The organism is Lentzea sp. JNUCC 0626 (assembly GCF_043632865.1).
Classification (GTDB): domain Bacteria; phylum Actinomycetota; class Actinomycetes; order Mycobacteriales; family Pseudonocardiaceae; genus Lentzea.
The window spans coordinates 9706606-9728142 of the sequence record NZ_CP171635.1 but is presented as its reverse complement, the minus strand read 5'-3'; the positions used below and the strand labels follow the sequence as shown (position 1 = coordinate 9728142).

The following is a 21537-nucleotide window of genomic DNA, read 5'->3' as shown; positions in this document are numbered from 1 at the left end:
CTCGACCTGTCCTGTAGAGCGGCCACTCCCGTACGGTGGTGTCCGCAGCGGTTGAGCCAGCAGCCGCGTCGGGGCCGCTGCGTGGCGGCTCCCTGTCCGTGAAAGGGAGTACTTCGGTGACTGTGCAGGACCCACGTGCGGAGCAGATCGAGCTGAAGGTGCGGCAGCCGGCGCCCGGAGTCACCGTCCTCGGCGTGTCCGGCGAGGTCGACATGGTGTCCGCGCCCGTGTTGCGCGAATCCCTGGTCAACGGCCTCGGTGACGGCGGCGTGTTCGTCGTCGACATGACCGGCGTGACGTTCCTCGGTTCGGCCGGGCTCGCCGTTCTCGTCGAGGCCGCGAAGCTCGCCCAGCAGCAGAGCGCGACCCTGAAGGTCGTGGCGACCGCGCGGAGCGTGACGCGTCCGCTGGAGGCCACCGGACTGGGTGAGGTCTTCAGCCTCCACTCGTCGGTGGACTCGGCCCTGAGCTGACGGTCAGGCGATTTCCCGCCTGCCGCAACGCCTCCGCGACGTCGCGGAGTGCGATCTCCACCCCGTCCCTCTCGGCACCGAGGCCGCTGAGGTCCACGACGAGCGGCACGGTTCCGCCCCGCGCCGCCGTGGTGAGGGTGCGGCGCAACGACGGAGCGGCTTCCACCGAGACGTCGCCGCACACCACCGCCACAACGCCCGAGGAGGACTCGTGGACCTTCACGTCGCACTCGGGCGCGATCGCGGGCGGCGGGGCCACCCCGGCCGAACGGGCCAGGCGCAGGCGCACGGTCGTACCGCTCGCCCTGCGGTCTATCTCGACGTCGTCCACGCTCTCCCGCATGAGCAGGAGTCCCCGGCCGCGCATCGTGAGCGCGGGAGGCGGTATCCGCCACTGGCCGCGGTCGGTGACGTCGACGCGGGCCGAACCGTCGGGTTCCACGCGGGCCCGCACGTCGACGGTGCCGCCCGAGCCGCCGGGGTAGGCGTGCTCGACGGAGTTGTTGATCGCCTCGCTGACCGCGAGCACGAGATCGCTCGCCTCGTCGTCGGTCAGTCCGCTGTCCTTCAGCCAGGCGCGCAGGTGGTGCCTCACCGGGCCCACTTCGTGCGCGTCCGCCGGGAAGCGGAGAGCGAGGAAGTCCTGATGCACCAGCACAGCGCTCCTTCCAGGTGAACCTCTTCTGCTTCCAGCAGAGGAATTCCCTGGGGTCGGCGTTACTACACGTGCGACTGCGCGTGTAAGACGAGAACGATTCGGGTACGGCAGGGACATGCCGGCCTTCAGCAGAACGGACTACGAGGTGGCTGTGACTCAACTGTCAGGCGTCGAGCTTCGGATGGCCGCGGATCCCACGCAGCTCTCCATCGTGCGTGCGGTCGCGGCGGACATCGCCATGCGGCAGGACTTCGACCTCGACTCGATCGAGGACCTGAAGCTCGCGGTGGACGAGACGTGCTCGACGTTGATCACGCTCGCGGCCCACGACGCGGTGCTCAGCTGCCACTTCGCGGTGGACGACCGGGGCGCCGTGCACGTGTCGGCGAAGGTGTCCGCGAAGTCGGGTTCCGGGCCGGACGAGGGCAGCTTCGGGTGGCGCGTGCTCACCGCGCTCGTCGACTCCGTGCAGACGCGGGTCGAGGAGTCCGAAGGGTTCGTGGTGCACATCGCCCTGGTGAAGTCCACGGCAGGGGCGGTGGATGCGTGACCGGATCGGAAGAGATCACCAAGACCGAAGAGCCGGCCGAGGTCTCGGAGTCCGCTCCGGCGCCCGAGGAGTCTGCTCCGGCTCCGGAGGAGAAGAAGTCCCGCTCGGGTGACTACGACCACCTGGCGCCGCTCTTCGCGGAACTCGCGGGCACTCCCGCGGGCGCGGCGAGAGAGACGTTGCGGGACAGACTCGTCACCGAGCACCTGCCTGTGGCGCAACACATCGCGCGACGCTTCGGCCACCGCGGCGAACCGCACGAGGACCTCGTGCAGGTGGCGACCGTCGGCCTGATCAACGCCGTCGACCGCTTCGACCCCGAGCGAGGCAGCGACTTCCTGTCGTTCGCCGTGCCGACGATCATGGGCGAGGTGCGGAAGTACTTCCGCGACTCCAGCTGGTCGGTGCGGATGCCGAGGCGGCTCAAGGAGCTGCACCTCGCGATCAACGCGGGCACCTCACGCCTGTCGCAATCCCTGGGCCGCGCACCCACGCCGTCGGAACTGGCGGAACACCTGGGACTGTCGCGTGAGGAGATCCACGAAGGACTCGCGGCCGGAAACGCTTACCAGAGCGCGTCTTTGGACGACATGCTGATGAGCGAGGACTCGTCGATCTCGCTGGGCTCCACCATCGGCGAGGAAGACCCCGAGATCGCGATGATCGAGCAGCGCGAGGCGTTGCACCCGTTGCTGGAGAAGCTGCCGGAGCGCGAACGCAAGATCGTGATCATGCGCTTCTTCGGCAACATGACCCAGACGCAGATCGCGCAGAAGGTCGGCATCTCCCAGATGCACGTCTCGCGATTGCTCGCGAAGACGTTGCGTCAGCTGCGGGACGTGCTGGAGGAGTGAACGCGGACACGGCGCCGGGCCGCGGACACGATCTGGCGCCGTTCGTCCTCGCCCATGCCGCCCCAGACCCCGTACGGTTCCTGGGCCTCCAGGGCGTGGGCCCGGCATTGGGCCAGGACCGGGCAGTGGCCGCAGATCGCCTTGGCCCTGTCTTCCCTGGCCGCCCTCGCGTAGCCCCGCTCGTTGTCGGGGTGGAAGAAGATCGCGCTGTTCTCGCCCCGGCAGAGGCCGTCCATCTGCCAGTCCCAGACCTCGGTGACCGGCTTCGGCAGGCGGGTGGTGCAGGTCATCGCGACTCCCTGGGGGCTCGAGGGTAAGAGTTGCGATCTCTGCGTACCTCTGGGTGGGGGACGGTAAACCTGTTCCAGCCGTTCGTGGCGGGTACGTCACCAGTGCGGTGGTCGGGTTTGGGTGCAAAGACAACCGCGGACGAGCCGGGTCATTTCATCGCCGCTTCGCGACGATAGGGATTGGGGCTTGACTTCGGGGCCCTTGCGAGGCGCTGGTCGGACCGGAAAGGCCGGGCTGAAAAGCGCCCGGCCGAGCCACGAGTGGTAGCACCTCGCACCCAAAGTCAAGCCCCAATCCCTTCGGGTGCGTGGCTGGGTTGGGTGCGTGTGTCACCGAAACCGCTTTGACAGAGCCAAGAAGAGGGACGGCTCGCCTTCGGCATTGCGCGTGGCGGGCGGGTTGAGAGCCAAGAGCTAAGGACGCCTCGCCTTCGGCATTGCCGTTGGCTCTTGGGTGGGCTCGGCTGCGCCATCGCGATGCTTGCGCTCGGTCGGCCTCGCCTAATGAGTGGTGGGCCGGTCGTCTGGCAGGCTCGGTGTGGTGGCGCTGGTGGGTGAGTACTTGTCTCGCCTGGACGTGTGAGTCCTTGCCGAAGATCGTGCCCCCGCTGGTGTCGGGAGAACGTGATCGCTGCTGGGATGTCGTGCCCGCCGGTGGGTGTGAGCACTGTTCATTAGGTCGCTGATTGTTCTCCCGCCGCTGTGGAACGGGTGTCGACGGGAGGACGCGATGCTGCTGTTGGTGGGCGATGACTGGGCCGAGGATCACCATGATGTCGAGCTGATGGACGCCGGCGGGCGCAGGCTCGCGAAGGCGCGGTTGCCTGAGGGTGTGGCCGGGATGGCCCGGTTACACGCGTTGATCGCCGAGCACGCCGGTGATGCCGAGGTCGAGGATGTGCGGGTGCGGGTCGGGATCGAGACCGATCGGGGTCCGTGGGTGGTCGCGCTGGTTGCCGCGGGCTATGAGGTGTTCGCGGTGAATCCGTTGTCGGTGGCGCGGTTCCGGGACCGGCACGCGGTCTCGGGTGCGAAAAGCGACGCGGGGGACGCGCATGTGCTGGCGGACATGGTCCGCACCGACGCCCACCAGCTCAGGCCGGTCGCGGGTGACTCGGCCGGGGTCGAGGGGATCAAGGTCGTCGCCAGGGTGCACAAGACGCTGATCTGGGATCGCACCCGTCACACGCTGCGGTTGCGGCACTCGTTGCGGGAGTACTTCCCGGCCGCGCTGGCCGCGTTCACCGATCTGGACGCGCCGGACACGCTGGAGCTGCTGGGCCGGGCACCGGACCCGGACACCGCGAAAAGCCTGTCGTTCAACCAGATCCGCGGCGCTCTCGATCGGGCCCGTCGTCGCGACGCCGACGTCAAGGCCGCCGAGATCCAGGCCGCGCTGCGCACAGAGCACCTCGGCCAGCCGCCGGTGGTGACCGCCGCCTACGCGGCGACCACCCGCGCCACCATCGCGATCCTCGCCACGCTGGCCGAGCAGATCACCGGTCTGCAGGGCGAGGTCGAGGCCCATTTTGGCCGGCACCCGGACGCTGAGATCGTGCTGTCCCAACCAGGGATCGGCGTGGTGATCGGTGCTCGGGTGCTGGCCGAGTTCGGAGACGACCCCGCCCGCTATGCCAGCGCGAAAGCCCGCAAGAACTACGCCGGCACCAGCCCGCTCACCATCGCCTCCGGCCGCAAACGCACCGTCACGGCCCGGCACGTCCACAACGACCGGCTCATCGACGCCCTGATCGCCCAAGCCTTCGTCGCCATGCGCGTCAGCCCTGGCGCCCGCGCCTACTACCAGCGACAACGCACACGCGGCCTCGGCCACAACGCCGCATTACGCCACCTCGCCAACCGCCTGGTCGGCATCCTGCACGGCTGCCTCAAAACCCGCACCCACTACAACGAAACCACCGCCTGGCCACACCACACCGCCGCCGCTTGACACCCCAGCAACTGGGATGTCTTCGGCGTCGTTCTCCTCAAGCCACAGTGTGCCTCGCTCTCGGCTACCGAACTCTCAGCTACCGAGCGCTCGGCAGCCAAGAGCTCTGAGCCTGGATCTCTTGGCACAGAGCTCTGTCTGCCGTTACCTGGTCTGCCTAGAGCCGTTCGGGGGCGCCGATGCCCAGCAGCGACAGACCCAGCGTCAGCACCCGCGAGGTGAGCGTCAGCAGGTGCAGGCGCGAGTCCTGGAGTTCCTGGGACTCGGCCGTCGCCACCGGGCAGTTGTTGTAGAACGTCGAGAACGCCGTCGCCGTCTCGAACAGGTAGCCGGTCAGCTTGTGCGGGGCCAGCTCGTCGATCGCCGCCTGGATCGCGGCCGGCAGCTGGAGGAGTTTGAGGGCCAGGTCGCGTTCGGCCTGTTCCTGGAGCACCAGGGGGGCGTCCTGCGGGGCCTCGCGGCCCACCTTGCGGCCGATGGAGAGGATGCGGGCGTTGGCGTACTGGATGTACACCGAGGTGTCGCCGGTGGTGGCGAGCATCTTCTCCCACGTGAAGACGTAGTCCTTCTCGCGGTCGTTGGAGAGGTCTGCGTACTTCACGGCGCCGAGGCCGATGGTGCGGGCGAGCGCGTCCTTCTCCGGGCCGTCCACTTCGGACGTTTCGGGCATGACCTTGTAGGAGTTCTCGACCGCCTCGCTGAGGAGGTCGATGAGCTTGATCGTGCCGCCGGCTCGCGTGCGGATGGTTTTGCCGTCGCTGCCCAGGATGGTGCCGAAGCCGGTGTGGACCGCAGTGTGGGCGTCGTCGAGCCAGCCCGCCTGCTTGGAGGTGGCGAAGATCATCTGGAAGTGCTGGGACTGCGGGGTGCCGACGACGTAGATCAGTTCGTCGACCTTGCGGTCGCGGACCCAGTAGCGGACGGTCGCGAAGTCCGTGGTGGCGTAGCCGTAGCCGCCGTCGCTCTTGCGGACGATCAGCGGGAGGCGGTCGCCCTCGCGGTTGGTGAAGCCCGGCGGGAACACGCAGAGCGCGCCGTCGCTGGTCTCGATGAGGCCCTTGCCCTGCAGTTCGGTGATCGTGTCGGCGAGGTACGGGTTGTAGAAGCTCTCGCCGTAGTTGTCGTCGGCGCTGAGGCCGATCTCCAGGAGTTGGTAGACCTGGTTGAAGTGGCGCTGGGACTCGCCCACGAGGTCGTGCCAGAGCGCGAGCGTGGCCTCGTCGCCGCCCTGGAGCAGGACCACGCGGCGGCGGGCTCGGTCGGCGAAGCCCGGTTCGTTGTCGAACTTCTGGCGGGCCTGCTGGTAGAACGCGTTGAGGTCGCTGATCTCGTGGTCGGCGTCGCGGCCCTCGTCGGTCAGGTGCTCGATGAGCATCCCGAACGGGGTGCCCCAGTCGCCGAGGTGGTTGTGCGGGATGACCTCGTGACCCGCGAACGTGAGCAGGCGGCAGAACGCGTCGCCGATGATCGTCGAACGCAGGTGGCCTACGTGCATCTCCTTGGCCACGTTGGGGCTGCTGTAGTCGATCGCGATGCGGCGCGGCTCTTCGGTCTGCGGCACGCCGAGGCGGTCGTCGCCCAGCAGCTGGGCGGCCTGGGCTTCCAGCCACTCCCGCTTGAGCTTCAGGTTGATGAAGCCCGGGCCGGCGATCTCCGGCGTCTCGAGCGCGTCGGCCGCGTCGAGGTGCTCGACGATCAGCGTCGCGACCTCACGCGGGTTCTTGCCGACCTTCTTGGCCAGGCTCATCGCGACGTTGCACTGGTAGTCCGCACCGTCTCGGTTGGACGGTCGGATCAGCGCTTCCTCGGCGGTGATGTCCACGTCCAGGGCGACGCGCAGTGCCTGCGCGACCCGCTGGCCCAGTTCCAGCCCGACATCCCCACGCAGCACTGAACCCACCTCTCACCACGGCTTGTTCACCTCAGTATTTCACCCGTGGCAAAACGGTTCTTCACCACCGCCCGAGCAGCAGCGCTCCCCCGCCCACCAGTGAGGCGAGGCTCACCAGGCCGAAGAACGTCACCCAGCCCAGCGCGGGCACCCCGGTGAGCCAGGCGAGCTGGTCCGCGTCGGACTTCGGGGCCTGCCGGCGCCACCGCTTGACCTGGAGCTCCCACACCGGTCGCACGCCGCCGAGCAACAGGAACCACGCGAAGACGTACGCGGCCGCGTCCCGGACTTCGAGGGAGGCGTAGAAGGAGACGAAGAAGAAGATGCCGCCGGTGATGATGATCGACAGCACGCCGAAGACGTTGCGGATCATGATCAGCATGGCGGCGAGGAACCCGATGCTGATCCAGAGCATCAGCTGGATCTGCTCGTTGGTGATGAGCACGGCCGCGCCGAAGCCGAGCAACGACGGGGCGATGTAGCCGGCCAGAGCGGTGAGCACCATGCCGGGGCCGCGGGGCTTGCCGCGCGAGACGGTGAGGCCGGAGGTGTCCGAGTGCAGCTTGATGCCGCTCAGGCGCCGTCCGGTCAGCACGGCCAGCAGCGCGTGGCCGCCCTCGTGGGCGATGGTGATGACGTTGCGGGTGACCCGCCAGATCCCGTGCAGCGCGACGGCCAGGAACGCGGCGGCGGCCGTCCCCCACGTGATCAGCACTTCCTGGGTCAGCAACTCGTCAGGCATCGCGACATCGAAACAGACGCGCCGTGAGAGCCGCATGTGGGCTCTCACGGCGCGTCTGTGCCGTACAGGGGTTCTAGTGCTTGATCTTGTCCTTGCTCACGCGTTCGGTCTTCGGGTCGACGACCGCCTGCTCCTGCGTGACCGGCTCCCGGTGGTGCGTGGGGAGCGGTTCGGTGATGGCGTTCGCGGGGGCCGGCGTCACGGTGTCCGGCTCGTCGCGGAACGCCTCCGAGCGCGGCTCCGGCACGACCGGGACCTCGTCCTCGACGAGCTTGCGGCGCGCGGGCATCACCGCGAGCAGCAGGCCGAACAGGGCGAGGCCGAGGTGCAGCCAGTTGTCGTTCGCGTTGACCGCCAGCGGGTTGCCGAACTCCTGCGCCGGGTTCTGCGCGAGGATCCCGGTGATCATCAGGTCCCACACGAACAGCGCGCCGAAGCCGGCGAACAGCAGCCAGCCGTACGTCCGCGAGAGTCCCGAGCCGAGTGCCGTGAGCAACCCGAGCACGCCGACGGCCACCATCACCAGGTTGTGCAACGGGTTCACCGAGAACCCGAGCACGAACGACTGGGCGGCCCAGTCGCCGACTCCTGTGCGGGTGAAGCCCACGACGCCGAACACGATGAACGCGATGCCGGCCAGTCCGGCCAGCACCTGCACCGGCTGCAGACCGGCGACCTTGATGCGGTGGGTCATGTCGCCCTCCAGGCTCCGTTTCCGTCGCCCGCCGGACTACCCCTGCTTCACAAGGACCAAACGTCTCAGCTACTGGCCTTGCGCCCGATGCTCGCGTACGCGCCCGGCACGACGGCCGGTGCCTCGATCGCCAGCCCCTCCATGAGCTGCTCGACGGGCTGCGGGTGCGACACGACGAGGAACCCGCCCGCGGGCAGCGCGTGCCGATAGCGTCTGACGACCCGGCCGGGCCCCGTGACGTCGTCGACGTACCTGAGGACGTCGACCATCAACACGGCGTACGGCTCGCGCAGGTCCAGATGCGACATCACGCCCGGATGCCGGAGCACTTGGTCGGGACGACGCAGATCGGCCTCCACGGCACATGTGCGCGGTTCGCCGCGCAGCAGTCCACGGGAGAACGCGACCGTCACCGGGTCGGAGTCCACGTAGACCACACGCGCGTCGGGCAACGTCTGGTGCGTGGCACCACACGTCGGGATGCCCGAGCCGAGGTCGAGGAACTGGCGCACGCCGGACGCCCAGCAGTGGCGGACGGCATGGCGGAGGAAGGTGCGCTGCGCCCTGGTCACGAGCGGCAGCTCCGGATCGATCCGCACGGCCTGTTTGGCGAACGCGCGGTCGGCGGCGTAGTTGTGCGCGCCACCGAGATAGAAGTCATGGATCCGTGCGGCGTTCGGCCGACGTACGTCGACCTCGTAGCGGGCGAAGGCGGGGACCGCAGCCATTCGCAGAGCGTAACTGGCGCCTAGACCATTCGGGCGAAGTTTTCGAAGATTCTTTGGGTCCGTCTGACATGGACCACTGTGCGGGAGGGCCCGGCCCACCCCACGAAGGCCGGGCCACGTAGCGCGTACGGGGATCGAACCCGTGTTTCCGGATTGAGAGTCCAGCGTCCTGACCACTAGACGAACACGCCAAACACGAGCATTGATACACAAATGCTCGCAAGCAATAGTAGAAAGTGAACTTGCTGGTCAGAGCTTGGAGGGCGCTCCGGCCCATTCATCTGCTCGAATCATGGAACAATGATGACCTGCGGCCCACGGACTGCGCAAAGCAATTAATCGAGCCACGTGAGCGCAAGCCACAGCCGGGCCCGCGCGTCGGCCGTCCCAAGATCATGACCGAGGAGCCGCTCGGCGTGAGAAATTCGGTGCCGAACGCTGTTGCGGTGCACTTTCAGCACGCTCGCGGCCCGGTCCCAGCTGCCGTGCTGCCCGAGCCAGGCCCTCAGGGTGTCGATCAGGTCGGGCCGGCCGAGGAGGGGCGCGAGCTCGCGGCGGGCGAACGCGCGGGCGGCGGCGGGGTCGACGAGGGAGGCCAGGTCGGAGGCGGGGTGGGCGGGTTCGCCGGTGGCCAGGGCGCGTGGGAGGAGGGCTGCGGCCTCGGTGACAGCGGCATCGACGTCAGCGCGACCGAGACCGGACAGCGGCGCGACTCCCACCGGCCCCGACACCTCCGTCCCTGCGGCGACCAGCGCCAGGAATCCCTCCCCCTCCTTGGCCACCAGCGGCCCGTACCGCTGCGCGAGCACGTCGTAGTCCGCGCGCGACTCCCCCGCGACCACTCGATAGGGGCCAGGTCCCGTCACCCCCTCAAGTCCGGAGATCTCGTGCCGCAGCAACGCCGACGCCGCGAGCCGGGCGATCTGGCCACGTTCGCTCTCCAGGTCGCGGTGCAGCAGGCCGAGCAGTGCCAGCGCCACGGCGACCACCGCGCGTTCGGCGGCGGAGAGGGGCGTCGGGCGGCGCACCACGAGCGCCGCGGACCCCACCGGGTCGAGCGTGACGTGGTCCTCACCCACCTGGGTCGAGGCCGAACGAGGGCCCCGGCCCGACGCGACCCGGTTCGCCAGGGAGGCCACATCGGACGGTGCGGTGGCCGGGTCGACGAGGTCGGCGCGGCAGTTCAGGACCACGGCCAGGGTGGTGAGGACCGACTCGACCGGACGGACTCGCGTGGCGGCCCGGGTCAACGCGCGCTGGCTGTCGGCAAGCAGGCGTTGCTCGCGCACGGCGATCTCCGCCAGCAGGGTGCCGAGAGCCTGCGACACCGCGAGGAAGGGAGTCGTGGGTGGCACTTCCAGGAGGGGCATGCCCTGGGCGGCACAGGCTTCGACCAGCGACGACGGGGCCGTCGGGTACTCCGGTTCGACGCCGAAGCCGATCGCCGACGCACCCGAGGACACCAGGCCCGCGACGTAGGCAGGCACGTCGGACGGGAAGCGCACGCCCGCCGTGAGCAGGAGTTCCTCGCCGACCAGGTACGGGGTCGGGTCCTCCAGTTCGGACACGTGCGCCCAGCGGATCGGGCGGTCCAGGGCGTCGGCGCCACAGAGGACGGTCAGGCCCAGGTCTGCTCGCGCGACCAGGTCTCGCAGTGGGACGGTTTGCACAACCACAAGTCCAGGATTGTGCAGAACGACCACTTACCGGCGCCAGTCCCGGTTCCTACTGTGACCTGCAACCCCAAGGAGGTCGGCAGTGGCTCTCGACTACGCGGTGATCGCCGCCTACGTGCTCGGCATGATCGGCATGGGCTGGTGGGGCATGCGCCGCGCCACCAGCAAGAGCGAGTACCTGGTCGCCGGACGGCGGCTCGGGTTCACCATGTACTCGGGCACCATGTCGGCGGTCGTGCTCGGGGGCGCGTCGACCATCGGCGGGGTCGGGCTCGGCTACAAGTTCGGCATCTCCGGCGCGTGGATGGTGTTCGCGATCGGGCTCGGCATCCTGTTGCTCAGCGCGTTGTTCGCGCGCCGGATCGTCAAGTTGAAGGTCTACACCGTCAGTCAGATGCTCGACCTGCGCTACGGCGGCAACTCGTCGTTGATCTCCGGCGCGGTCATGTGGGCGTACACGTTGATGTTGACCGTCACGTCGACGATCGCCTACTCGACGATCTTCAACGTCCTCTTCGGACTCCCGAAGACCCTCGGCGTGATCATCGGCGGCGGCATCGTGGTGCTGTACAGCGTGCTCGGCGGCATGTGGTCGATCACGCTGACCGACATCGTCCAGTTCGTCATCAAGACGATCGGCATCCTGTTCCTGCTGCTCCCGATCAGCATCTTCGCCGCGGGCGGGTTCGACGGGATCCAGCGGCGACTCGATGATCCGGCGATGTTCGAGATCGGCAACATCGGCATCGGCACGATCATCACGTATCTGTTGATCTACGTGTTCGGTCTGCTGATCGGACAGGACATCTGGCAGCGGGTGTTCACCGCCAAGTCTCCGAAGGTCGCGACGTGGGGCGGCGTCACGTCCGGGTTGTACTGCCTCATCTATGCCGTCGCGGGTGCGTTGATCGGCACCGCCGGCAAGGCGTTGTACCCGGACATCGCCAACAAGGACGACGTTTTCGCCACGATGGTCGAGAACCTGCTGCCGACCGGCGTGCGCGGTCTGGTGCTCGCGGCGGCGTTGGCGGCGATGATGTCCACGTCGTCCGGTGCGTTGATCGCATGCTCGACCGTGGCCGCCAACGACATCTGGCGACGCAAGACCGATGTCCACTCGAACCGGATGTTCACGCTCGTGCTCGGCGTCATCGCGATCATCATCGCGGTCATCCTCAACGATGTCGTCGCGGCGTTGACCGTCGCCTACAACATCCTGGTTGGCGGCCTGCTGGTGGCGATCATCGGCGGTCTGGTGTGGAAGCGCGGCACCCGGATCGGTGCGATGGTGTCGATGGCCGTCGGTGCGTTGACGTCGATCAGTTTCATGGTGATCGATGGTGTGCTCGCTGACTCACCCATCTACTACAGCCTGGGCGCGTCGCTCGTGACGTACCTGATCGTCAGCCTGGCCACGCCCGCGACCGATCCGGCGGTGCTCGCCCGCTGGGACCGCAGGGTGGCGGGCAAGTCCGATGAAGAAGAGGAACTGGTGAACGCATGATCGGCCCCGTCGACTCCCGGGAGGTCCCGCGCTACGCGGGCCCGGCGACCTTCGCCCGGCTGCCGCGCCTCGACCAGGTGGCGCGCGCGGACGTCGCGGTGGTGGGAGTCCCGTTCGACACCGGCGTCTCGTACCGGCCGGGTGCGCGGTTCGCGCCCTCGGCCGTGCGCCAGGCGTCGCGACTGCTGCGCCCGTACCACCCCGGCCTCGACGTCTCGCCGTTCGAACGCCTGCAGGTGGTGGACGCGGGCGACATCGCGGTCAACCCGTTCCACATCGGCGAGGCCATCGAGACGATCGATCAGGCAGCGACCGACCTCCAGGCCGACGGCACCAGGCTCGTGACGATCGGCGGCGACCACACGATCGCCCTGCCGCTCCTCCGGGCGGTGTCGCGCATCCACGGACCGGTGGCGCTGCTGCACTTCGACGCGCACCTCGACACGTGGGACACCTACTTCGGCGAGCCGTACACACACGGCACCCCGTTCCGCCGTGCGGTCGAGGACGGCATCCTCGACACCGAGGCGATCTCGCACGTCGGCACGCGCGGGCCGTTGTACGGCAAGAAGGACCTGGAAGACGATCGACGGCTCGGGTTCGGCATCGTCACGTCGTCGGACGTGATGCGGCGCGGGGTGGACGAGACGGTGGACGCCTTGCGGCAGCGGATCGGGTCGCGGCCGTTGTACGTGTCGATCGACATCGACGTGCTGGACCCGGCGCACGCGCCCGGCACCGGGACGCCCGAGGCGGGTGGGATGACGTCGCGGGAGCTGCTGGAGATCGTGCGCGGGTTGCGGGGGCTGAACCTCGTGGGGGCCGATGTGGTGGAGGTGGCGCCGGCGTACGACCACGCGGACATCACGTCGGTGGCGGCGTCGCACCTGGCCTACGACCTGGTGAGCTTGCTGGCGTTGAAGGAGGAGAAGTGAGCGGGGCAGGTGGCGTCGGTGAGGCGGCTGGCGGTGGCGTGAGCGAACGCAACGGTGGCGATGTCGTCGTCGAGACCCTCGAAGCCCTTGGCGCGAACACCGTGTTCGGCATCCCCGGCCAGCACGCGCTCGGCCTCTTCGACGCGCTGCGCCGCTCCGCCCTGCGCTACGTCGGCTCGCGCACCGAGGTCAACGCCGCCTTCGCCGCCGACGGCCACGCCCGCGTCACCGGCGAGGTGACGCCGTTGCTGGTCTCGACCGGGCCGGGCGCGCTCCAAACGCTGGCCGGACTTCAGGAGTCGGCGGCCGCGTCGGCGCCGGTGCTGGGCATCTCGTCGCAGATCCCCGCCGCCGGGCTGGGCGGTGTGCGGGGTGGCTACCTGCACGAGCTGACCGACCAGCTGGCCTCGTTCCGCGACGTCGTGAAGCACGCACGGGTGGTGCGCCACGCGTCGCAGATCCCGTCCGCACTGGCCGAGGCGTGGGAGGTCGCGCTGACGGCGCCGTTCGGGCCGGTGTGGGTGGAGATCCCGCAGGACGTGCTGCTCGGCCCCGCCGGGATTCCGCCGGTGCAGGAGGTGTCGTGCTCGCCGCGCGCACTGCACCCGCGCGCCGAGCTGATCGACGAGGCCGCGAAGCTCCTCGACCAGGCCCAACGGCCGGTGATCCTTGCCGGTGGTGGCGCCCTGCACGCCCACATCGAGCTGTCGGAGTTGGCCGAAAAGCTGCGGGCGCCGGTCGTGACCACGTTCGGCGGCAAGGGGAACTTCCCCTGGGACCACCCGCTGTCGGCCCAGTCGTGGCTGGAGGACTGGCACACCACGGAGTTCCTGGCCGACGCCGACGTGCTGCTGGTCGTCGGGTCGGGGCTGGGTGAGCTGTCCAGCAACTACCGGACGTTCCGGCCGCGGGGCCGAGTGGTCCAGATCGAGGCGGACCTCGGCAAGCTGGAGTCCAACTACCCCGCGCTCGGGGTTCACGCCGACGCCCGGCACGCCCTGCGCGAGCTGACCGCGAAGACCACCGCCAAGCCGCAGGACGGGGTCGCCGAGGAACGGGTGCTCGGGCTGCTCGCGAGCGTCCAGGAACGGCTGACCGCGCAGCACCTCGACCTGGAGTGGCAAGTCCTGAACGCCGTGCGCGAGGCCGTGCCGGACGGCACGCCGACCTGCTGGGACATGACGATCCTGGCCTACTGGGCCTGGTCGGCGTGGGATCCGCGGGGTGGCGCGCAGTTCTCCGGGCAGGGCGCGGGCGGGCTCGGGTACGGGTTCCCCGCCGCGCTCGGGGTCGCCGCCGCGACGGGCGGGCCGGTGCTCGCGGTGTCCGGAGACGGCGGCGCGATGTACGGGATCTCCGAACTCGCGGCGGCCGCGCAGCACGGGTCGCGGGTGGTGTGGCTGATCGTCGACGACGGTGGCTACGGCATCCTGCGCGAGTACATGACCGACGCGTTCGGCCAGGCCACCGGCACCGAGTTGGCACGGCCCGACTTCGTCGCGCTGGCGCAGGCGTTCGGGGTGCCCGCCACCCGCAGCACGCCCGAGTCGTTGCGCGAAGATCTGACCAAGGCGTTCGCCGGGGACGGCCCGCACGTGGTGGTGCTGCCCGCGGTGTTGCGCATGTTCGCCCCCACGCACCTGGAGCACACGTGATCGTCGCGAACTTCGTCAACGGCACCTCCACCGGTGCCGGCGAGACCTCTCCGCTGATCGACCCCGCGACCGGCGAGGAGTCCGGCCGCGCCGTCGTCTCGCGTGCGGAGGAGGTCGACGCCGCCGTCCAGGCTGCCGCGCAAGCGTTTCCGCAGTGGTCGCGCACGACGCCGGGCGAACGTCAGCAGGCGTTGCTGAAGCTCGCCGACCTGCTGGAGGCCAATGCCGAGCAGGTCGCGGACGCCGAGGTGCGCGAGACCGGCAAGATCCGCTCGGTGCTGCTGGACGAGGAGATCCCGCAGTGCGCGGACCAGCTCCGGTTCTTCGCCGGTGCCGCCCGCGCCCTGGGGACGGCCGCCGCGGGCGAGTACATCCCCGGCCACACCTCGTACCAGCGCCGGGAGGCCGTCGGGGTGATCGCGCAGATCACGCCGTGGAACTACCCGCTGATGATGGCAGTGTGGAAGATCGCGCCGGCGTTGGCCGCGGGCAACACCGTGGTGCTCAAGCCCGCCGACACCACGCCGTCGTCCACGGTGCTGCTCGCGTCACTGGCCTCCGAAGTCCTGCCGCAGGGCGTGTTCAACGTCGTGCTGGGCGACCGCGACACCGGACGGCTGCTGGTCGAACACCCGGTGCCCGCGATGGTGTCGCTGACCGGGTCGACGCGCGCCGGGGTCGAGGTGGCGCGCAGTGCCGCCGCGACGGTGAAGCGCACGCACCTCGAACTCGGTGGCAACGCGCCGGTGCTGGTGTTCGACGACGTGGACGTGGCCAAGGCGGCGGAGGGCATCGTCGGCGCCGCCTTCTACAACGCGGGCCAGGACTGCACGGCCGCGAGCCGCGTGCTGGTGCACTCGGCCGTCCACGACGAGTTCGTGGCGGCACTGGTGAAGACGGCGTCGGCGGCGGTGCCCGGCACGGACTTCGGCCCGCTCAACAGCCAGGCCCAGCTGGACCGCGTGCTGGGACTGCTGTCCCGGTCGTCCGCCACCGTCCACTGTGGAGGCAAGCGGCACGGCGACGAGGGGTTCTTCCTGGAGCCGACCGTGATCTCAGGCCTGCACCAGGACGACGAGCTGGTCCAGGAGGAGGCGTTCGCGCCGCTGATCACCGTGCAGACGTTCGCGGACGACGACGAGGCGATCGCGCTCGCCAACGGTGTGCCGCAAGGACTCGCGTCCTCGATCTGGACCCGTGACACGAGCCGGGCGGCGGCACTGACAGCACGGCTCGACTTCGGCATCGTCTGGGTCAACACGCACGGCGCGGTGGCGTCCGAGATGCCGCACGGCGGTTTCGGCGCGTCGGGCTACGGCAAGGACCTGTCGATGCACGGCCTGGAGGACTACACGCGCGTCAAGCACGTGATGATCGCGCACTGAGCATCGCCTGGTACGGCACGGGGTAGTGCAGCAGGCTCGCCGGGACGACCGCGGAGACCACCCGGATCGCCCGGATCCACCGGCGCAGCCTGCGATCGTCCCGCTCCGTCCACTCCAGACCGAGCTTGTCCCGCAACGCACCCGGCAACGTCCCGACGGCGAAGTCCGGCAACACCTGCGCCGCAACGGGTCGCACCAACGGCCACAGCGCGCTGGGCACGTGCTCCGCGCCCGGCGCCTTGCCGGTCCGCAGCTCGAACGCCTCCAGCAGCCCGTCCACCCCGTCGGTCGGCGCCAGTTGCGTGGCGATCACGTCGTCGACGTAGCACCGCAACGCCGTGAGGTCGCTCGGCATCGACCGGATGCCGAGCGACCGTCCCGTTTCCCGCCATTCGCGGTACAGCCGTTCCTCGCGGATCGCGGGCATCCTGGGCCGCAGCAACCGGTACGCGGTGAGCAGCGAGTCGAAACTCGTGGCGTGCACCCAGCGGAACAATTCCTCGTCCGCGCCGGGGATCGACGCGTGCGAGCGCAGCAGCCGGTCCGACTCCTCCGCGGCCAGGTCACCGCCGAACAACCGCAGCTGGGACGACGTGATCGTCCTCGTCAGCCGCGCGAACGGGTCCGCGCGGTAGCTGTCGCGCACGGCGGCCGCGATGACCGGGTGCGCGACCTGCATGAGCACCGCACGGCCCAGCACCACCAGCTCGAACCGGGTGTACCAGCCGAGCCGCCACGTCACCGACTCAGGTCCCAGCGTCACGCCCATGATCATTCCGAACGACCGCGAGCCTGCGAAGATCCTTACCCCGAAAGGATTAGCAGAGAGCGCCGCGCTGCCACTTCTTCGCGCCGTACAGGTCGGGCCGTGCGGGCGCCATCAACGTGTACGCGGTCGGGCAGGCCCGGTCGGTGTACTCGACGGCGAACACGAAGCTCGACCCGTCGCTGACCTCCTGCTTCTGCCGGTCCATGTTGATCAGGTTGTAGACACCGGACGACCCGGGCCCGCCGTGCAACGGAATCCGGCGGCCGTCGCGCACCACGTACTGGTTCTCCCCCAACGGCTGGTGGATCTTCGGCCCGAGCTTCGCGACGACCTCGTCGAACGCCTTCTCAGTGCCCCCGGCCTCGAACCACTGGTCGAACAGGAGCGCTCCCACGCTGCCGACCTCGTTGCGGCGGTCCCACTTCCGCAGGATCTCGCACTCGGCGCGGGTGCACGGCATCGAGTCGAGGTACTTCTCGGCGGCGGTGTTCCTGTTCTCCAGCACCAGCTTCCGCATGACCCCGGCGTCGAACCGACCCAGGTGACGTGGAATCTCCTGCAATCCGAACTCGGTGCGCAGGTTCGCGATGTTCTCGTCGCCGAACACGCGCGGGAACCCGGTCAACGGCTTGTCGGCGCGCACGAAGGCGTGCGACGAGTTGGAGTTCGTGGCGTAAGTGTCGCTCGCGATCCACGGCATCCGGTCCACCGGCAGCAGTCCGGCCCGGCAGACGGAGCGCGCGCCGTCGACGATCGCGACACCGGTGCGGCCCAGGAACTCCTGGTCCACCACGCAGTCGGCGCGCACGTCCGGCACGACCTGGATGCCGGCGTAGAGCGCCTGCCCACGCCGATCGGCCGCGACGATGTTGGTGCGCACCGTGCCGCCGAACCGGTCCAGGCCCGCCTTGAGGTCGTCGATGGTGCGCGCCTCCAGGAACGTCGCGGCCGAGTTCAGCGTCGCCAGCCGGTCCGCGGCGAGGTCGGTGACGGCGTAGGCCTCGGTGTCGGTCCACGGCAGCGGTGTCATCTCGTCGCCGGTGAGGTGCGGGTTGGTGCGGATCTTGCGGGAGACCGGGCCGTAGCGGGTGTCCCAGTGGGTGCCGCGGTCGATCATCCGCTCCGGCTTCCCGTCGACCAGGTAGGTGTGCCGGTCGACGAGCTTCAGCCTGGTGAGCGTGTAGCTCGTCGCCGTCGACACGGTGGCCGACCACGCGACGCCGCGGTTGTAGCCGTTGAACACGACCGGCATGCCGAGCACCGTGACGCCGTCGACGTCGACCTTGCCCGGGATCGTCAGCCTGGCGTGCCAGAACGACACCATGCCGCGCCACGGCACGTGCGGGTTGCCCAGCAGCACACCACGACCTCCGTTGGTACCCCTCGAACCAACGGCGATCGTGTTGCTGCCCCGCTCCTTCACCTCCTTGGGCGGCGACCGCCAGATGCCCTCGTACGCCCGGAAGAGACCTTCGTTGAACGCCACGTAGTTGAAGCGGTAGAGCTCGGCCTCGGTGATCGGCCTCGCCCCACAGCCCGGATTCCGGGCCGCGTAACGGTTGTAGCCCTGCACGTACCCGGTGAACAGGTCGCGGACCTGCCGCGTCGGGCCGATGGGCGGAGGCTGGGCGACGATCGCCTCGACCACCTTCCGGCGTTCCAGGTCCCGGAACTGCGGGTCGGCGGCGAACTCGGCGAACAGCTTCGCGAGGTCGCACAGGTGCGCCTTCGCCTGCCCGTACCCGATGCCGTCCCCCAGGCCGCGGTGGTGCGCTGCGACGACGTGCGGCACCCGCTCGGGTCCGGCCGCGGACGCCACGGGCGTCGAGGTGACCAGGAGCAGGCTCGCGATGACGGTTTTCCACACGACTGTGTTTTTAACACAGTCGTGTCACTACGCGCCACCGAGTTCAGGAGAGCGGGTGAGTCACGATCTTCATCACGTACTTCTCGTAGTTCAGCGCGTCGAACGCCTCCCAGTCCGCGATGTCGTTCTCGCGGTACTCGAACCCCTCGGCCAGCACGTACCCGTCCGGGAAGTCCGGGGTGGTGAGCGAGTAGCCGCCGTCGACCAGGCCGACCGCGACCCGGCTCAGCCTGGGCGGGACGCGCATCTCGCCGACGCCCTCGAAGATCAGCAAGACCTCGGTGGGCTCGTCCGGGGTCCGCGGCGAGTGGAAGCAGATGGCCCGCTCGTCCTCGTGGTGCCAGAGCACGACGAAGTCGCGGGGCACCCAGAGAGGGAACGGGTCGTGGACCCCATCCCAGAAACCGCGACCACCGGCCCACCCCAGCACCAGCTCGACGAGTTCGTCGACGTGTGCGCGCACGTCCTGCTGGTCGGGAAAGCGTTTGCGCGCCTCGATGTCCAGCCGTTGCCCGATCACCAGGACCATCTCGCGCACCTCGTCGTCGTCGAAGGCGTTGAACGCGAGCCAGTCAGGGCCGGGCGCGAGGAACTTCGCGGCGAGGTCCTGGCTCGGGACGAGCCGCGCGAGCACCTCCTTCACCCAGTCGATCATCCCGACGGAGGCGTTCCAGCTGAAGGTCCACTCGGGGTCTTCGCCCGGCCTGTTGAGGAACACGTAGGAGGACACGGATCGGAGCCTAGTGACTGTTGACCTCCAGTTAGGTGGAGTTCGTAGCGTCGGCGGCATGTTCGCGATTCGGCAGTACGAGTTCGGCCCGGCGGAGAACCTGCGCTTCGAGCAGGTTCCCGACCCGGAGCCCGCGGCGGGCCAGGTCCGCCTCACGGTGGCCGCCGCCGGTGTCCACCTCGTCGACACCACCATCCGCAAGGGCGGCTTCGGTCCCGTCGACTTCCCGATGACGCCGGGCCGCGAGGTCGCCGGGGTCGTGACGGCACTCGGCGCGGACGTCACCCCCGACTGGCTCGGCCGCCGGGTGGTCGCGCACCTCGGGACGGCCAACGGCGGGTACGCCGAACTCGCGGTGGCCAACGTCGGCGCGCTGCACCCGTTGCCCGACTCCGTGTCGTTCGAGGCGGCGGTCGCGATGATCGGCACCGGCCGCACGGTGGTCGGCGTGCTCGACGCCGCCAAGCTCACCGAGGACGACGTCGTGCTCGTCACCTCGGCGGCGGGCGGCATGGGGACGTTGTTCGTGCAGGAGGCGCGCAACGTCGGCGCGCGGGTCGTCGGACTCGCGAGCGGCGACAAGCTCGACCTGGTGATGGACAACGGAGCCGACGCCGCCATCGACTACACCCGGCCCGGCTGGGCGGACGGGCTCAAGGACATGACGGTCGTGCTGGACGGCGTCGGCGGCGATGCCGGAGCGCAGGCGTTGAAGACACTGGGGCCGGGCGGCCGGCAGATCATCTACGGCTGGGCGTCCGGGTCGTCGACACCGATCAGCACCGAGGCGCTGTTCGCCAACAGTCTCACCGCGACTGTCGCGTTGGGACCGAACCTGATGCGGAGAGGGTTGCGGGTGCTGGAGGACGAGTCGATGGCGGGACTGGCGAGCGGGCGGTTCGCGCCGCTGGTCCACTCACCGTTCGCGCTGAAAGAGGCCGCCCAGGCTCATCAGGCGCTGGAGTCGCGAGCGACGGCGGGGAAGGTCGTCCTCCGGCCGTGACCCGAGACCCAGGTCGCTTTCCGGCCGCGCCCCAGGGCTCGGGTCGCTTTCCGGCCGCGCCTCGGGAGCCGGGCCATCCGGCCGTTTCCCGTACACCGGGCCGGGGCGCGCAGCCTCCCACTTGGCGGCCGCGCGGACGAGCTCGGCGATCCGCTCCCGCCCCTCGTCCGGCGCGTCGGCCGTGACTCCCTCGCGGAGCGCGTGCAGCAGTTCGCTCACCTCGTCCTCGCTGAAGTCCTTGAACGACAACCACTCCGGGCCCCGCAGCGGGAGCGCGGTGAGCTTGGCGGCCAGGTCCTCGCCGACGTGGCGGGCGAGCGCGTCGCGCACCCAGTAGAGCTCGGCGACGGTCGCGTCCCACCACGCCTGGGCCGTCTCGCCGTCGCGTTCGAAGCGGACCGACGCGGACACCATCGTGCCCGCGAGCCAGCGGTCGGTGATCGAGACCAGGTCACCGACCGCCCAGTTGATGTAGACGTGCTGCGGGTCCTCGGGCGGGTAGGCGGCGCGGACCGCGGCCGGGAGGTCCTCGCGGATCGTGCGGACGACCCCGGCGGCCTGCTCCTGAGTGAAGTAGGTGAGCGCCAGCCAGGCGTACCCGCCGTCGCGCAGCTCGTACAGGACGGCCGCGACCTCCTCGTCGCGCACCAGCTCGATGAGCATCTCGACGGTGCGGAAGAACACGTGCCGCGGCACGTCCCACATCTCGCCCTCGTTCCCGTGAGGGCCGTCTTCCCGATCAATGACGAACGTTCCCGACATGGGGAGAACATAACGGGGCCATCCCGAAAGGACCGCCCTGTTTTCACACCTCGCCGGCCTCTGTCGCGAAGCCGCGCCACTGGTTCGCCATCTCGACGAGTTCGTCCGCGACCCGCACCGTGTAGTCGCGGATCTCGCCCTCCGGTTCGGCCAGCGCCGCCGGGCGGATCCTGGTGCGGATGATCTCCACGATCTGCTCGGCGACCTCGGGACCGAAGCTGCGCCCGAAGTCCACCACGAAGATCAGCCCGTTGGAGAACTCCCTGAGCTCGGCCACGGCCTCGGGGTGCGTCAGGTGATCGGCGATCACGCCGAGCGCCCAGCACACGGTGCCGCTGGACCGGTTCCAGCAGTGATCGCCGACGAACAGGTGGGAGGACATGGGAAAAAGATAATGGGGCCGTCCGAAGAGGACGGCCC

21 protein-coding genes and 1 tRNA gene are annotated in these 21537 nt (G+C 69.3%); 9 read left to right on the top strand and 13 right to left on the bottom strand.

Annotated features, from left to right (window positions below):
• Positions 1 to 116 precede the first annotated feature (116 nt).
• Positions 117 to 473 (top strand): STAS domain-containing protein, encoded by a 357-nt coding sequence (locus tag JNUCC0626_RS45780; RefSeq protein ID WP_394616857.1) that lies wholly within the window; start codon positions 117 to 119, stop codon positions 471 to 473.
• On the opposite strand, the gene JNUCC0626_RS45775 is transcribed toward JNUCC0626_RS45780, so the two are convergent.
• Complete coding sequence (locus JNUCC0626_RS45775) at positions 436 to 1131, bottom strand: ATP-binding protein (RefSeq protein ID WP_394616856.1); 696 nt, start codon at positions 1129 to 1131, stop codon at positions 436 to 438. The genes JNUCC0626_RS45780 and JNUCC0626_RS45775 overlap by 38 nt on opposite strands.
• Before the next feature lie 151 nt (positions 1132 to 1282).
• On the opposite strand from JNUCC0626_RS45775, the gene JNUCC0626_RS45770 reads away from it, so the two are divergent.
• A complete protein-coding gene (locus tag JNUCC0626_RS45770; protein ID WP_394616855.1) occupies positions 1283 to 1681 on the top strand; it encodes an ATP-binding protein in 399 nt (132 codons plus the stop codon).
• Between the two features lie 122 nt (positions 1682 to 1803).
• Positions 1804 to 2535, top strand: a complete 732-nt coding sequence (locus tag JNUCC0626_RS45765; RefSeq protein WP_394622248.1) for a SigB/SigF/SigG family RNA polymerase sigma factor — start codon at positions 1804 to 1806, stop codon at positions 2533 to 2535.
• On the opposite strand, the gene JNUCC0626_RS45760 is transcribed toward JNUCC0626_RS45765, so the two are convergent.
• Entirely contained in the window at positions 2508 to 2825 is a 318-nt protein-coding gene (locus JNUCC0626_RS45760; RefSeq protein WP_394616854.1) for a WhiB family transcriptional regulator, read from the bottom strand. The two genes, JNUCC0626_RS45765 and JNUCC0626_RS45760, sit on opposite strands and share 28 nt — an antisense overlap.
• 733 nt (positions 2826 to 3558) lie before the next feature.
• Between JNUCC0626_RS45760 and JNUCC0626_RS45755 the strand changes: the two genes are divergently transcribed.
• Positions 3559 to 4776: an IS110 family transposase gene (locus tag JNUCC0626_RS45755; protein WP_394621944.1), complete on the top strand. Its 1218-nt coding sequence runs from the start codon at positions 3559 to 3561 to the stop codon at positions 4774 to 4776.
• 157 nt (positions 4777 to 4933) lie between these two features.
• On the opposite strand, the gene argS is transcribed toward JNUCC0626_RS45755, so the two are convergent.
• From argS to JNUCC0626_RS45725, 6 genes are all read right to left on the bottom strand, one after another.
• Positions 4934 to 6667 carry an arginine--tRNA ligase gene (gene argS, locus JNUCC0626_RS45750; RefSeq protein ID WP_394616853.1) on the bottom strand — a complete coding sequence of 578 codons (1734 nt, stop codon included), beginning with the start codon at positions 6665 to 6667 and terminating at the stop codon, positions 4934 to 4936.
• Positions 6668 to 6728: 61 nt separating this feature from the next.
• Positions 6729 to 7409: a M50 family metallopeptidase gene (locus JNUCC0626_RS45745; protein ID WP_394616852.1), complete on the bottom strand. Its 681-nt coding sequence runs from the start codon at positions 7407 to 7409 to the stop codon at positions 6729 to 6731.
• 73 nt (positions 7410 to 7482) lie between these two features.
• The gene (locus JNUCC0626_RS45740) at positions 7483 to 8103 is read right to left on the bottom strand and encodes a DUF4383 domain-containing protein (RefSeq protein ID WP_394616851.1); all 621 of its coding nucleotides are present in this window, start codon (positions 8101 to 8103) and stop codon (positions 7483 to 7485) included.
• A gap of 65 nt (positions 8104 to 8168) precedes the next feature.
• Positions 8169 to 8831, bottom strand: coding sequence for an SAM-dependent methyltransferase (locus JNUCC0626_RS45735; protein WP_394616850.1), 663 nt, complete (start codon positions 8829 to 8831; stop codon positions 8169 to 8171).
• A gap of 119 nt (positions 8832 to 8950) precedes the next feature.
• Positions 8951 to 9022 (bottom strand) — tRNA-Glu (locus JNUCC0626_RS45730).
• Between the two features lie 144 nt (positions 9023 to 9166).
• On the bottom strand, positions 9167 to 10501 hold the full coding sequence (locus JNUCC0626_RS45725) for a PucR family transcriptional regulator (protein ID WP_394616849.1): 1335 nt from the start codon (positions 10499 to 10501) through the stop codon (positions 9167 to 9169).
• A gap of 88 nt (positions 10502 to 10589) precedes the next feature.
• Between JNUCC0626_RS45725 and JNUCC0626_RS45720 the strand changes: the two genes are divergently transcribed.
• From JNUCC0626_RS45720 to JNUCC0626_RS45705, 4 genes are read left to right on the top strand one after another with little or no spacing between them, the layout of a single operon-like run.
• Positions 10590 to 12011 (top strand): sodium:solute symporter, encoded by a 1422-nt coding sequence (locus JNUCC0626_RS45720; RefSeq protein WP_394616848.1) that lies wholly within the window; start codon positions 10590 to 10592, stop codon positions 12009 to 12011.
• Positions 12008 to 12946, top strand: coding sequence for an agmatinase (gene speB, locus JNUCC0626_RS45715; protein ID WP_394616847.1), 939 nt, complete (start codon positions 12008 to 12010; stop codon positions 12944 to 12946). The genes JNUCC0626_RS45720 and speB overlap by 4 nt, the downstream gene beginning before the upstream one ends.
• On the top strand, positions 12943 to 14601 hold the full coding sequence (locus tag JNUCC0626_RS45710; RefSeq protein WP_394616846.1) for a thiamine pyrophosphate-binding protein: 1659 nt from the start codon (positions 12943 to 12945) through the stop codon (positions 14599 to 14601). Before speB ends, JNUCC0626_RS45710 begins: the two co-directional genes overlap by 4 nt.
• On the top strand, positions 14598 to 15986 hold the full coding sequence (locus tag JNUCC0626_RS45705) for an aminobutyraldehyde dehydrogenase (protein ID WP_394616845.1): 1389 nt from the start codon (positions 14598 to 14600) through the stop codon (positions 15984 to 15986). The genes JNUCC0626_RS45710 and JNUCC0626_RS45705 overlap by 4 nt, the downstream gene beginning before the upstream one ends.
• On the opposite strand, the gene JNUCC0626_RS45700 is transcribed toward JNUCC0626_RS45705, so the two are convergent.
• The 3 genes from JNUCC0626_RS45700 to JNUCC0626_RS45690 are packed head-to-tail and all read right to left on the bottom strand — an operon-like array spanning position 15961 to position 19352.
• Positions 15961 to 16749, bottom strand: a complete 789-nt coding sequence (locus JNUCC0626_RS45700; protein WP_394616844.1) for an oxygenase MpaB family protein — start codon at positions 16747 to 16749, stop codon at positions 15961 to 15963. The two genes, JNUCC0626_RS45705 and JNUCC0626_RS45700, sit on opposite strands and share 26 nt — an antisense overlap.
• 55 nt (positions 16750 to 16804) lie before the next feature.
• The gene (locus JNUCC0626_RS45695) at positions 16805 to 18622 is read right to left on the bottom strand and encodes a penicillin acylase family protein (protein ID WP_394616843.1); all 1818 of its coding nucleotides are present in this window, start codon (positions 18620 to 18622) and stop codon (positions 16805 to 16807) included.
• A 43-nt stretch (positions 18623 to 18665) separates the two neighbouring features.
• The gene (locus tag JNUCC0626_RS45690) at positions 18666 to 19352 is read right to left on the bottom strand and encodes a hypothetical protein (protein ID WP_394616842.1); all 687 of its coding nucleotides are present in this window, start codon (positions 19350 to 19352) and stop codon (positions 18666 to 18668) included.
• A gap of 58 nt (positions 19353 to 19410) precedes the next feature.
• Here JNUCC0626_RS45690 and JNUCC0626_RS45685 point away from each other — a divergent pair, with 58 nt between their 5' ends.
• Complete coding sequence (locus JNUCC0626_RS45685) at positions 19411 to 20355, top strand: zinc-binding dehydrogenase (RefSeq protein WP_394616841.1); 945 nt, start codon at positions 19411 to 19413, stop codon at positions 20353 to 20355.
• Here the strand turns inward: JNUCC0626_RS45685 and JNUCC0626_RS45680 are convergent.
• Positions 20269 to 21117 carry a hypothetical protein gene (locus tag JNUCC0626_RS45680; RefSeq protein WP_394616840.1) on the bottom strand — a complete coding sequence of 283 codons (849 nt, stop codon included), beginning with the start codon at positions 21115 to 21117 and terminating at the stop codon, positions 20269 to 20271. The two genes, JNUCC0626_RS45685 and JNUCC0626_RS45680, sit on opposite strands and share 87 nt — an antisense overlap.
• Before the next feature lie 43 nt (positions 21118 to 21160).
• A complete protein-coding gene (locus JNUCC0626_RS45675; RefSeq protein ID WP_394616839.1) occupies positions 21161 to 21499 on the bottom strand; it encodes a hypothetical protein in 339 nt (112 codons plus the stop codon).
• Positions 21500 to 21537: the final 38 nt, after the last annotated feature.